The 13,025-nt window shown below is 54.0% G+C and carries 11 protein-coding genes; 5 read left to right on the top strand and 6 right to left on the bottom strand.

What is annotated here, in order from left to right:
- Positions 1–90: 90 nt before the first annotated feature.
- The 4 genes from U8T64_RS01260 to sigK are packed head-to-tail and all read right to left on the bottom strand — an operon-like array spanning position 91 to position 2,734.
- The gene (locus U8T64_RS01260; RefSeq protein ID WP_322180163.1) at positions 91–711 is read right to left on the bottom strand and encodes a Type 1 glutamine amidotransferase-like domain-containing protein; all 621 of its coding nucleotides are present in this window, start codon (positions 709–711) and stop codon (positions 91–93) included.
- 39 nt (positions 712–750) lie between these two features.
- Complete coding sequence (locus tag U8T64_RS01265) at positions 751–1,743, bottom strand: macro domain-containing protein (RefSeq protein WP_322180165.1); 993 nt, start codon at positions 1,741–1,743, stop codon at positions 751–753.
- Between the two features lie 59 nt (positions 1,744–1,802).
- Complete coding sequence (locus U8T64_RS01270; protein ID WP_322180167.1) at positions 1,803–2,033, bottom strand: hypothetical protein; 231 nt, start codon at positions 2,031–2,033, stop codon at positions 1,803–1,805.
- Positions 2,034–2,044: 11 nt separating this feature from the next.
- Entirely contained in the window at positions 2,045–2,734 is a 690-nt protein-coding gene (gene sigK, locus U8T64_RS01275) for an RNA polymerase sporulation sigma factor SigK (protein ID WP_322180169.1), read from the bottom strand.
- A gap of 212 nt (positions 2,735–2,946) precedes the next feature.
- On the opposite strand from sigK, the gene U8T64_RS01280 reads away from it, so the two are divergent.
- From U8T64_RS01280 to U8T64_RS01295, 4 genes are all read left to right on the top strand, one after another.
- The gene (locus U8T64_RS01280) at positions 2,947–4,857 is read left to right on the top strand and encodes an LTA synthase family protein (protein WP_322180170.1); all 1,911 of its coding nucleotides are present in this window, start codon (positions 2,947–2,949) and stop codon (positions 4,855–4,857) included.
- A gap of 4 nt (positions 4,858–4,861) precedes the next feature.
- Complete coding sequence (locus U8T64_RS01285) at positions 4,862–5,656, top strand: NYN domain-containing protein (protein WP_322180172.1); 795 nt, start codon at positions 4,862–4,864, stop codon at positions 5,654–5,656.
- Positions 5,657–6,453: 797 nt separating this feature from the next.
- The gene (locus U8T64_RS01290; RefSeq protein WP_322180173.1) at positions 6,454–6,816 is read left to right on the top strand and encodes a TSUP family transporter; all 363 of its coding nucleotides are present in this window, start codon (positions 6,454–6,456) and stop codon (positions 6,814–6,816) included.
- Complete coding sequence (locus U8T64_RS01295; protein ID WP_322180175.1) at positions 6,813–7,199, top strand: sulfite exporter TauE/SafE family protein; 387 nt, start codon at positions 6,813–6,815, stop codon at positions 7,197–7,199. The genes U8T64_RS01290 and U8T64_RS01295 overlap by 4 nt, the downstream gene beginning before the upstream one ends.
- A 710-nt stretch (positions 7,200–7,909) precedes the next feature.
- Here the strand turns inward: U8T64_RS01295 and U8T64_RS01300 are convergent.
- On the bottom strand, positions 7,910–9,547 hold the full coding sequence (locus tag U8T64_RS01300) for a flavodoxin family protein (RefSeq protein ID WP_322180479.1): 1,638 nt from the start codon (positions 9,545–9,547) through the stop codon (positions 7,910–7,912).
- 15 nt (positions 9,548–9,562) lie between these two features.
- On the bottom strand, positions 9,563–10,105 hold the full coding sequence (locus U8T64_RS01305) for a PadR family transcriptional regulator (protein ID WP_322180177.1): 543 nt from the start codon (positions 10,103–10,105) through the stop codon (positions 9,563–9,565).
- Positions 10,106–10,408: 303 nt separating this feature from the next.
- Here U8T64_RS01305 and U8T64_RS01310 point away from each other — a divergent pair, with 303 nt between their 5' ends.
- The gene (locus U8T64_RS01310) at positions 10,409–12,988 is read left to right on the top strand and encodes a YfhO family protein (protein ID WP_322180179.1); all 2,580 of its coding nucleotides are present in this window, start codon (positions 10,409–10,411) and stop codon (positions 12,986–12,988) included.
- Positions 12,989–13,025 lie beyond the last annotated feature (37 nt).

Consider the following 13,025-nt stretch of genomic DNA (forward strand, 5'->3'; position numbering starts at 1 on the left):
TTTTAGAAAAATCCGATTTACAGTTTTCGTTTACACGCCCCAACAGCGGCTGCTCACAGGCAAAGAGCAAGCCGTCCTGCGGAATGAGCGCTAACAGATCAGGATTACCTTATCCCCTGTCACGTAAACAGCCTGTCCGTCCGCCAGGCAAACGGCTTCGCTGCCCTCTGGCATTTCCGCCAACGGCTCTTTTTCCCAATGGAAAATGATGGGGTTTTCAATGACATGCAGACTGTCCTCCAAATTCCCGGCCGCATACATGCTCCCCGCACTGATCCCCACATAGAAAAGCCCGCTGTTCACCGCAGTCAAAAGCACCTTATTGAATCCGGTCCTGACCATTTCGCGGCACAGAACAGCACAGTCTCCGCCGCTGACAAATACGGCATCGAACGCCTGCATTTCTTCCTGCGTCAATAGCCTGGCCGCCATGGAAGGCGTTTCCACATAGGCCGAGTACGTCCGCTTGTAGCCCTTGGAAAGAAGCAATTCGAGATTGTAGATGAAAACATTCTCCTGCCGGATTCCCATGCGCAGCATTTCGTGCAGGCAAATGGCAAAACCCTCTCTCGCCCCGTCTGTTTCGATTCCCGCAGTGGGCACATAGAGTATTTTCATTTCTTCCGGGCTTTTCTGGGCGGCCTTGAAAAAGATCTTGCCCGTCGTTTCGGACAATCCGCTGGATGTCAAAAGCAGCTGTCTCTCTTTCATTGGAAGCACCTCCAAAAAAATCAAATTTATCTTTTGGGTTCACGACCCCAGCAGCGGCTGGTCATAGGCGAAGAGCACCTCGTTGATCTCGAAAATGTCATATTTCCGGTTCACGATGAAATACTCCACGATCACGTCGAACTTACTGGCATGGGACAGGGCGTAGCCCGCCCGCTCCAGCAGCTGATCCGTTTCGGTCAGGCTCAGCTCCAAAGCGATGGCCAGCGCCAGAATGGTGGGCTTTTTGGGGGTGTAGCCCTTGCCCGTTCGAATCTTGGAAAAGAGCTTGCGGTCAATGTTTGCTTTCTTGTAGACCTCCACATCGGTTTTGCCCTTCTGGTCGATGAGCTTCAGAAGCGCGTCGGAAAACGGCTCGTCCAGGTCGTCCAACAGGTCGCTGAGCACCGGGGCCGCCGCCATAGGAAGCGGGAGTGAGGCTGCCTGCTCCAGCGCCTCCGCTTTCCATTCAAAAGCCCTGCTCCGGGCAAAGGTGTGGGCCTTCACATAGTGCTCGTCGATGTAGCTCTCCACACTGCCCAGCAGCGTTTTGCTGATTTGGAAGGAAGAAGGATCGAACACTGCCAGAAACACGTCCATATCAGCGGTTTTCAGAAAGTCTCCGATGCTCTGCCGGGCCACCTGAAGCGCTTCCTCCTTGGGATAGCCGTAGATTCCGCTGGAAATCAGCGGAAAGGCAACGCTTTCACAGCCATGCTCCGCCGCCAGCTCCAGCGCCGATTTGTAGGCCAACGTCAAAAGCTCCCGGCACTGATTTTTGTGCCAGCGGTGATAAACAGGCCCCACCGCGTGGATCACATATTTGGCAGGCAGAGAAAAGCCCGGCGTAATGGCCGCTTCTCCCACCCTGACCGGCGCAAGCTTATCGCAGGCCGCCTGAAGCTCCCGCGCCCCGGCGGCACGAAACACAGCTCCGCATACCCCACCGCCCTCCCGCAGCCCGGTATTGGCGGCGTTGACAATGGCGTCTACCTTCATTTTTGTAATGTCCTGCCGGACGATGGTAAAGGGCATGGGGACACCTCCTGCGTGTTTGTTCATGTAAAGCATTTTTGACTCATTTTATTCAAAATTCAGTATTTCATATAAATTTCAGAAGCATTGCCAAGCACTGAATCAGCACCATAACAAAGACAAAGCACTGTGTCCTCTTCTTTATCCACCCATTCCGCAATTTTGTAATTTTTATCATATCGCATTATATCGCAAAACTGTACTCCTTTCAACCACAGAAGGAAGGCGCCGCCGGAATTCCGGCGGCGCCTTCCTTCATATCGATAAAAAAGCCCTAATCCTGCTTCCAACAAGCTTCCCCCTACTCCCCCTCAAACTCTCCCCGCAGCTTTTGCAGGGCCTTTTTTTCGATGCGGGAAACATAGCTGCGGGAGATTCCCAGCTTTTTCGCCACTACCCGCTGGGGCAGGGGCCTTCCGCCGCCTAGGCCGTACCGCATGCGAATGATATCCTTTTCCCGCCGGGTCAGCACCTTGTCGATAAAGCCGTAAAGCTTTTCGCTTTTCATTTTGGTATCGATATTATCGATGATGGTATCGTCCACCGCCATGGTATCCATCAGCGTCAGGGTATTGCCGGATTTGTCCGTCTCAATCGGCTCATTGATGGAAATATCCTGAGCGCTCTTTTTCCCGCTGCGGAAAAACATGAGGATCTCATTTTCAATACACCGGGAGGCATAGCTGGAAAGCTTGATGCCCTTTTCCGCATTGAAGCTGTCTACCGCCTTGATGAGCCCTATGGTGCCGATGGAGATCAGGTCCTCCTGATCGTTTTGGTTGGCGTAATATTTCTTGATGATATGGGCCACCAGGCGAAGATTGTGCTCGATCAGCTTACGCCGGGCGGCCTCGCTTCCCCGGGCCATTTCCTCCAGGCACTTTTTTTCCTCCTGGGCGCTGAGCGCCTTGGGGAAGGTCCCTCCGCCGGTAACGTGCAGAAAGAGATAAAAGATCCCTGAAAGAAAGTCCAGAAGCTGTGTTAAAAACATATGCGTTTCCCCCATTTCACCGGAATAACCGGCCCGAAAGCCTCGGGGCGGCCATCTCTTTATGTGTATGAGAAGCCCTGGCGGAAACTGCCTGTACCTTCTGATTCTTTTCCAATTCCCTTTTTTCCGAAAATGTGATAAAATAGAAATATCTTCCGCTGTGGGGCGAAGCTGTTCCACTTGGAAATATCTGAATACAGGGATACATAGGTATGAAACATTTTTTAGATCGTGTTAAAAAGCTGTCCTTTCTCAGCCTGCCGCTGTGCTTTTTCAGCTTTGTGCTGCTGGACTTTTCCTTCCGCTTCTTTTATCAGTTCGCGGGCGATACGGAGCTGTTTGCCTTAAAGCCTACTCTATTTACTCTTGGCTGGGCGCTGCTGCTGACGGCCCTGATCTCTCTTTTGCCGCGGTTGGGAAAACGGATCGCCACGATGGCGCTGATCCTGCTTTTTTCCGTGCTCACCCTGGTACACGGAGTGCTCTTTCACCTGACGGGGAGCATGTTTTCCTTCTCGGACCTGAATTTTGCCGGAGACGGCGCTAAATTTTTCAGCTGGACCTACCTGAACCTACGAAAGGCCTTCCTGCTCTGCCTGTTCGCGGCTGTTTTGCTGATGGCCTTCGCCGCGTTTCTTGCGCCGAAGGGGAAGCCCGATGTAACCTGGTGGAAAAAGCTGCTGCCCTCTTTGGGTGCGGCGGCGCTCTCTCTGATCCTTCTCTTTTGCACCCACAACGCCTCCATGCCCCGGGCGGACAAAATGTGGTGGGGAAACACCTATGATCCCGAAGCTTCGACCGTGGGCTACCGCTACAGCGAATTTACCGATTTCAACCAGTGCCTTACCATGACCGGGCTGTACCAGTATAGCTTCCGCAATTTTCTCGTTTCCTTCGGTCTCAGCGGGAATCAGCTCAGCGCCGAAAAGCTGGACGCGTTTTATGAACAGCGCGGGCTGGAGATCAGCGGGGAAAACGAAATGACCGGCGTCCTGAAGGAGAAAAACCTCATTATGGTCATGATGGAATCCATCGACACCTGGCTGCTGACCCCGGAATACATGCCGAACCTGTACCGGCTTCAGCAGGATTCCGTGGACTTTACGAATTTCTATACGCCCACCTACCTTTCCGCAGCCACCTTCACCACGGAGATCATTTCGCAGACCGGCCTGCTCCCCGCCGTTTCCGGCCTTTCCAGCTCCGCCTACTCGAAGAACAGCTTTCCGCTTTCCCTGGCAAACCAGTTTGAGGCGGCGGGATATACCTCCAACTCCTTCCACTCCGCCAGCCCCTCCATTTACAGCCGGGGCTCTGTTCACCAAAATCTGGGCTTTGAGACCTACTATTACTCCACCCTGATGGGAATGGACGACTACCAGCTGGATTCCCAGATGATCCGGGCTTATGACAAGATCGCGCCGGAGGGAAGCTTTTTCTCCTACATCATCACCTACTCCGGGCACGGGCCCTATACGGAGGAAATGAAAAATATCTCCGACCCCCACATTCAGAAGGCGAGAGAGGCCGTAGCCCGCTCCGGCGTGACAGACAGCCCGGAAAACCTGGAGGAATACACTATCGCGGTAGCCCACGCCATGGAAACGGACGCTTTTGTGGGAGCGCTTATTTCAGCCCTCGAGGAAGACGGCAAGCTGAAAGAAACCGCTTTATTGTTTTATGCCGATCATTATGGGAAATATATGACAGACAAGGAATTTCTGCTGCGGCTCAAGGGCGCGCCGGACGATGACGTTTCTATTTATCGCACGCCCTGTTTTCTCTACGGCGGCGGACTTTCCCCGCAAAGGGTGGAGAAATACGCCTCCTCTATCGACCTGGTCCCCACGCTGGTAAATCTGTATGACCTTCCCGCTGACCGCAGGTACTATGTGGGAGACGACATCTTCGGAGACATGGGCGGCGTGATCCCCCTGCCGAATTACGCCTGGTACGACGGAGAGCTGCTGTACCCCGAAGGCTGCCGCGGCTCTGTCACCCCGGAGATCACTGACCGTACCTCCGCCGTAAAGGAACGCATGACCGCTTCCATGGACACCCTGAAATGTGATTATTTCAAGGACTGGGAGCAAGCTGAACACCAACTACAGAAAGGAAGCTGACCCCATGCCCAACGACTCTCGATTTGCCGTATTGATCGACGCGGACAATGTTTCCGTTAAATACATCAAGATCATTCTGGACGAGATCTCCAAAGACGGTATCGCCACCTACAAGCGGATCTATGGAGACTGGACGAACCCCGCCCTTGTTTCCTGGAAAAGCACCCTGCTGGATAATTCCGTGCTGCCGATCCAGCAGTACAGCTACACCACAGGAAAGAATTCCACCGACTCCGCCATGATCATCGACGCCATGGATATCCTCTATTCCGAGCAGGTAGACGGCTTCTGCCTGGTTTCCTCCGACAGCGATTTCACCCGCCTGGCCGCCCGGCTGCGGGAATCCGGCATGACAGTGATCGGCATGGGCGAAAGCAAGACCCCCAATTCCTTTATCGCCGCCTGCAACAAATTCAAGTACCTGGATATTCTCTCCGCCGCCGAGGAGGACGAGCCGGAGGAGGCTCATAAGCCGCAGAGCGCCCAGCAGAGCAAAAAAGCCCCCAAGAAAACGAAGGGAAAAGCCGAGCAGAAAAAAAGCTCCGGGCAGGAGCTGAAAACCAATTTGAATACCATTCGCCGGGCACTGCGCACCATTGTGCGGGAAAATTCCGACGAGGACAACTGGATCTTCATCGGCAAGGTGGGAAACATTCTGGGCAAGCGCTACCCCGATTTTGACGTGCGCAACTACGGCTTTACCAAGCTCACCCCCTTCCTGGATTCCCTGGACATGTTTGAAATCAAGGAAGAGCGCATGGAAAACGGCTCTCCGCAGTATTACATTCATTTGAAGTAGCCGGTGAGAGAATGAGCAATTAGAAAGGCGCAATTTAAGGGTAAGGACATCGTTCGCTAAATTGGAATTTGGCGGCGAGCCACCGCGGGCACTCGTGAAGCCGCTTGGCGCGGGAGACTAGTTTCCGGCTCGACCAACAGCGAGATACTCACTCTCCGTCTGTCATTCCTGAGCAAAAAGCGAAGCCAGCCTCGCTTTTCTGGCAAAGCAAGCTTTGCTGCCGCGAAGGATCTCGTTCTTTGGGTCTTTTTGATGGGCTTTCAGGACGAGATTCTTCGCCGGGAAAGCGGAGTTTACTCCGCTTTTTGCTCAGTAATGACAAAGGAGGGGGCTTATTCTTCTCTAACGACTAACAACTAACAGCTAACGACTAGTCCGTTAAACAATCAATTTAGCGGTGTCCTTCCGGTCGGGTCAGAAAGTATCCTCCCGCACCAAGCAGGGGCACGAGTGGCCGCGACGCCTCGCCGCTAAACTATAATTTATCAGCGTTGCTTGCAACGCTTTTGCCTTTGCCCTTAATTACTCACTGTTCATTCCTCATTGCCCCAACAAAAGCCCCTTGCATAAAAAGAATCTTTTGGAACCTTTTGGGAAAACTGAATTACAGCGATTTAGAACCTGTATTCATAACCGAAGATGCCGGAAGAGCGAGAATTTTTCGTGTTGCTCTAGGCGAATTTGGGCAGGCATACTGTCAAATTTAACGACGAGCAGCGCGAATAAGTCCGCTCAGACGGCGTTTGCAGGTTGTGAATACAGGTTCTTTATAGTTTAAGAAACCAAAAGGAGCTTTTATGAGGAAGGAAAAAGGAAAATACGCGGTGATCGGCGGCTTGGGCGGCCTTGCCAACGGACTGTTCGGCTCCGGCGGCGGTTTGTTTCTGGTGCCGCTTTTTACAAAATGGCTGGGAATGGAGCAGAAAAAGGCTTTTGCCTCCTCTGTGGCGGTGATCCTGCCCCTTTCGCTGGTATCGGCAGGCATTTACTTCTGGAAGGGCGCGCTGGATCTGAACGCCGCTCTGCCTTATCTGATCGGCGGTGGGATCGGCGGGCTGATCTCCGGGAAGATCTTTCAAAAAATGCCCGTGACTCTTCTGCGCCGGATCTTTGGGCTGCTGATCCTATACGGCGGCGTTCGGGCGGTGCTGGCCCTATGATGTGGTTTCTTTCTCTTCTGGCCGGAGCGCTTACCGGCGTGCTTTCCGGCTTCGGTATCGGCGGAGGCACCCTGCTGATTTTATGGCTTACCCTGGTTTCCGGCCTGACACAGCAGCAGGCGGGCGGTATCAATCTTCTGTATTTTGTCTGCTGCGCCCTTCCGGCTTTGTGGGGCCATGCCAAAAACAAGCTCATTGAAAAGCAGGCCGTGCTGTGGTGCACCCTGCTGGGCCTGCCCGCCTGCATTCTGGGGGCGATTTTGGCCTCCCTGCTGGACGTGACCCTGCTGCGCAGGCTGTTCGGCGTTTTCCTGCTGTTCATCGGCTTCCGGGAGCTGTTTTCCGGCACGAAAAAGAAAAAGCAAGGGCGCAATGTACAATGAGCAATGAGGAATGAGAATTTAGCAGGGCCGGAAATTATGGGTCATTAAATTAGAATTTAGCGAACTTACGAATAGCATTAACCCCTTGCCTTTCTCGCCTGTCGGCTCGGTTGCTGTGCCCCGGTGGGGCACGCCCAGCAACGGTCTCACCTGTCGGTTCGGTCGGTGCAGAACAATGCGCCAAGAAAGCCATGGCTTTCTGCGCTTTGCACCCGAAGCGAAGCGGAGAACAGTTCGCACCAGCGGTCTCGCCTGTCGGCTCGGTTGCTGTGTGCCGGTGGCACACGTCCAGCAACGACCGAGTTGACAAACGAGAACGGGTCAGAGCGGTTGTTGTGCCCCAGTGGGGCACGTTCAGCAATGTCTGAAGCGACAGCTGAGTTCTCCACTGGAGACCTTCCCCCCACTGGGACGCGCTCACCCCTGAATAGGGGAAGAAGGTTGCTTTGCAACCTTCTGGGACCGCCGATAGGCGGTGGAGAGGTTCCAGATCGCTGAAAACCCGCATAAAACCTACCTTTTCTACCATGCAGTCGGAACCCCTCAGTCACGGCTTCGCCGTGACAGCTCCCCTTTCAGGGGAGCCAAGGGGGTGTCATATAAACTATAATTTATCAGTGTTGGTCACAACACTTGTGTCGCTTGCAACGCTTTTGTTCTTGCCCTTCATTGCTAATTGCTAATTGCTCATTCCCCATTGCATCAACGCGCTATTTCCCCCTGGCGACCTTTGCGGGGTACCATTTCTGAAACCAGGCGGTGAACATGCCCAGCAGTAACGGAAGGATCGAATTGATCGCCCCGATCCAGCTGCCGATGTCGGTGCCCAGGATCGCATAGGTCCACAGGGGGGTGATCAGGTACAGCACGCCCCAGAGCAAGGTCAAAATGCGGTTAGTTTTGAGAAAGAGGGGGTTGGATAAGGCCTTTTCGCCTTCATAAGCATTCATGGAATAGTGAGCGGTAAGGGGAAGCCTGCAGAAACAGGTGGCCGTCCACATAATGCCGAAGGCCAGGTAGGCCAGCGGTACTGTCAGCCGGACCGGCGCGCCCAGCAGGGTGGCGGCGGAAAAGCATGTTATCAGGCTGCCGGAGAGCACATCGTAGGCCGTTTTTTTGTTTTGATAAAAGACCAGCGGGACCAGCACGCACACCCCCAGGCTTGCGAGACTGCCCCAAAAGGCGTGAATGGAGGCTCCTGCCCAAAATACGATCCACGGGAGTAAAAGGATATGCAGGCTGGTGGGCTTCGGCGGAATGTGAAGCCCCGACGCGGGCAGCGGCTTTCCCTTTGTTTCCGGTGCATGGGCAGCCCCGGCTCCGATCCCGGAAAAATAGTCGTCCCATTTCAGCAGCAGATCAAAATCGCCTTCCACCCGGTACTGATGCTCCATCAGCGCCTCGCTGCCGCTGATCTCTCCCATGGAAATAGCCCGCCACACCGTAACAGGGGTTTCCACCGTTGTGGTGGCGGGGAGAAAGGCCTCTGTCAGAACGCGGCTGCCCTCCTTGCTCAAGACGATCTGATACCGCTCGTTTTCATCGGTATAGACCATCTCCAGCACCAGATCATGGCCGGACCAGCTTTCTTTTCTGTATAGCGCGGCCATCTGCCGGGTGAAAATCAGGGGATCCGATTCCTTTTCCCCGGTTTCCTTATCCACGCCCCAGCTGTCGTCCGCCCAGCGTTCAAATACCTCCCGGGGGAAAAGCAGCTGGGAAAGCTTTTCTTCCGTTTCCGGGGAAATGCCTTTGGTCACGTACTCCGTTCCGGCCTGACGAACATATCCCAGGTATTCCTCTGTCCGCTTCCGCACCTCAGGGACCCGAAACAGCTCGCCCTGTCCGCAGAACAGAGCGGTATACCTGTCTTTGCCGCATTCATGGTCGAACAGGCTGTACACTCCATCATAGTTTCCCTGGGCCGTATAAAAACCGCAGGTGGAGATCACCACCGTCCGCTTGCCGCTCATGTCATAGCGGGCCGGGTGGCTGCCGCTGCCGGTTTCCCCGCCGTCCTCCTCCATAAAGGGCAAAACCATGGGAAGCTGCCGGTCAATAAGATTCTTCAGCGGCCCCGGAACCGAAAAATAGTACAGGGGAAAGCTCCAGATGATCACGTCTGCCCACAGCAGCTTTTCGATCACCTGGCCCATGTCGTCTCTGATACAGCATTGTCCGGGCGTTTTATTCCAGCAGGAAAAGCAGCCCAGACAGGGGCGAAGCTCCAGGCTGCCCACAAGAAGCTCCTGTGTTTCCACCGCCTCACAGCCCGCGCGCATTCCCTCCAGAAACGCTTTTGTCAGCCGGTAGGTGTTGCTTTTTTCTCCTTTCGGGCTTCCGTTGATAACAAGAACCTTCCTTTACCTCTCTCCCTTCAGCCGGGCAATGCAGTCCCGTACCCAGTCAATTTCCATCTGCATCGCTCTGCGCCCATGCTCCACCGTCATTTCCCAATAGAGCGCCTTCTCCGGATCGTCCAGCACGGCTCGGTACTCGCCGATATGCTTTTGCGCCTCGTCAAGCCCCTGCAGAACGATTCCGCAATATTCCGCGAAGCTTTTAAAATATCGGATATTTTCCTCCCGCCCGCGCTCTCCCAGGAAAAACACTTTCATCAAAAGCGCACTGCGGGGGCCGTACTCCGGCTCTCCGCTGGAAAGCCAGCAAAGCAGCTCTTCCCGGCCCACCGCCGTAATGGTGTAGATGTTTTTATCCGGCTTCCCCTCTTGGGGAACCGTGGTTTTACTGACCCATCCCTTTGTTTCCAAAGTTTGCAGCTCCCGGTAGATCTGGCTGGTCTGGGCGCTCCAGAAAAAACAAAGAGAATCCCGAAATACCAGCATAATTTCATAGCCCGACATTTGATGATAGTTCAAAAGCCCCAAAATACCATGCTTCAGCATGCCGCACACCTCCGCGGATCTTACTTGAAGGCTTAATTATATTCTACAAGTAGAATATTGTCAAGATTAGATTCGGATATTGGATCAGGACGGAAAATTTTGCGGTAGAGGGAGGACGCCGCTGCTTTTCCAAAGAAAATCTTTCCTCTTCCGCCAAAAAATACTTTATCCTGCCGACGGGCTGTGATATACTAGTTGTTAGATATTAGCTGTTAGTTATTAGAGAAGGGCAAGGGCTTTTGTTTAGTGTCTGGCAGCTGGTATCCAGCATCTAGCATTTAAGACAAAGGAGCGCTTCTTTGTATGAACGGACTTCAGCGAAGAGAAACCAGGGGCTTTCGGAACAATTATTTTCTTAAAGCCTTTTTCTTGGGAATGGGGCTTTCTTTTCTCATTTTTCTGCCCTTTTTTATTGTAGACGGCGGCCGGTTCCTTTTCTATGGGGATTTTAACGTACAGCAGATCCCCTTTTACCGCCTGGCCCATGACGCTGTGCGTTCCGGGGAATGGGGCTGGAGCTATAAAACCGACCTGGGCGCCAATTTTATCGGCTCTTATTCCTTCTATCTTTTAGGCAGCCCCTTTTTCTGGCTGACCATTCCCTTCCCCTCCGAATGGCTGCAATTTTTGATGGGGCCGCTGTTTATCCTGAAATTTGCCTGCGCCACCCTGACCGGATATATTTATATCCACCGCTATACCAAAACTCGGGAAAGCGCTTTGATCGGCGCGGTGCTGTACGCCTTTTCCGGCTTTTCCATCTACAATATTTTCTTCAACCATTTCCATGAGGCTATCATTTTGTTCCCGCTGCTGCTGGCGGCTTTGGACGAATACATGGCCACCCGCCGCAGGGGTCTTTTTGCCCTGACCGTGGCCTTCTGCTGCCTGACAAATTACTACTTCTTTGTAGGGCAGGTCACCTTTACGGTGATCTATTTCTTCCTGCGCCTGCTGTACGGCAGCTGGCGTCTGAGCTTCCGGGATTTTCTGCTGCTGGCCCTGGAGGCCGTGCTGGGACTGGGCCTTTCCGCCATTCTGCTGGTTCCCTCCGTGCTGGCTGTGCTGCAAAACAATAGAACGGAAAATCTGATCAGCGGCTGGAGCGCCCTGCTTTACAATAAAAATCAGCGGTATCTCCATATTTTGGAATGCTTCTTTTTCCCGCCGGATCTTCCGGCCCGGCCCAATTTCACCCCGGAATCGGAATCCAAGTGGGCTTCTCTGGGGGCTTGGCTGCCCCTGTTCAGCATGACCGGTGTGATCGGCTGGCTGCAACTGCGCAGAAAGCACTGGCTGAAAAAAATGCTCTGGGTGCTGTTCGTCATGGCTCTGGTGCCGGGCCTGAATTCCTCCTTCCAGATGCTGAACAGCGCTTACTATGCCCGGTGGTTCTATATGCTCACCCTGATGATGGCCCTGGCCACCGTAATGGCCCTGGAAAACGAACGCACCAACTGGAAGCGCTCCATTACCTGGACTTTCGTGATCACCCTGGTCATTTCCGGGGCTATCGGCCTGATGCCCTATGCGGAAACCGTGGACGGAGAAAAGGTCTGGTCCATGGGGCTGGAGCAGTATCCCACCCGGTTCTGGACCTACACTGCCATCGCCCTGATCTCGCTGGCGGCCTTGATTTATGTTTTCATCTTCTATCGCAAAAACCGCAAGGGCTTTTACCGTGCCCTCAGCACCGCCCTGGCGGTGGTTACAGTGCTTTACTCCATTTACTTTATCGCCCTGGGGAAAACCCAGTCCGACTACACCTGGGACCACCTGATCCCCTATGCCTTAAACGGAGGAAAAGAGATCGACCTGCCCGATCTGCAGGAATGCCGCTCTGATTTTTACGAATCCACCGATAATTCCGCCATGTTCTGGCAGATCCCTTCCATTCAGGCCTTTCACAGTATCGTGCCGGGCTCCGTGATGGAATTTTACGAGTCCATCGATGTGACCAGGGACGTGGCCTCCCGGCCCGATACCACCCATTACGCCCTGCGGGGCCTGACCTCTGTTCACTGGCTGTTTGACGATGATCACGACGGCGACTATTTTGCGGGGGAGGACGCTTCCGAACCAAAAATGCCCGGCTGGGTCTATTACGGAAATGCCAATGGTTTTGATATTTGGGAAAACGAGTATTATATTCCCATGGGCTTTTCCTACAGCTATTACCTGACCCGCAGCGATTACGACGCCTTGAGCAAAGCGGATCGGGAACGGGCCATGCTGCGGGCCATTGTGCTGGAGGACGATGTGAGAGGAGAGTTTTCCTCTCTGCTTGCGGAGCTTCCCTCTGATAACCGCCGCTTTACCGAGGAAAAATATCTGGAAGATTGTGAGGACAGGGCCAAAACCGCCTGCTCCTCCTTCCAATACACCACAACAGGCTTCACCGCCGAACTCAGCAGCAGCCGGGAAGCGGTGCAGTTCTTCAGCGTTCCCTATGAGCCGGGCTGGACGGCCCAGGTCAACGGAGAGGACGCGGAGATCTACCGGGCTAATGTGGGCTTTATGGCGGTAAAAGTGCCCCAGGGCGAAAAGGTAGTGATAGAATTCACCTATCACACCCCCGGCCTGCTCTCCGGTATTCTGCTGACGCTGCTTTCCCTGGCGCTGCTAATCGCTTACCTGGTGCTGATCCGCCGCATTAGGGCTCCGGGCCCCAGGCCCCAGCCCGCAGGGTCCCTTCACGCGGGCCGATTTTCCGAATACGCTAAAAGCAGAAACGCATCCTTCCTCCGCCCCGGCGCGCTGACGCCCCGGTTTCCCCGGGAAGCCATAGCGCCTGCCAATGAGGAGCTTTCTTCGGAAAAGCCGCCGGAGGAAGCCGAGGAGGCTTCGGAACAGACAAATTTCCCCGAACACTTTAAGGATTGATTGCTTATGGCCATTTGTATGGAAAGAAAGGAAGATC

The organism is Neglectibacter caecimuris, assembly GCF_034335015.1.
GTDB lineage: Bacteria > Bacillota > Clostridia > Oscillospirales > Acutalibacteraceae > Acutalibacter > Acutalibacter caecimuris_A.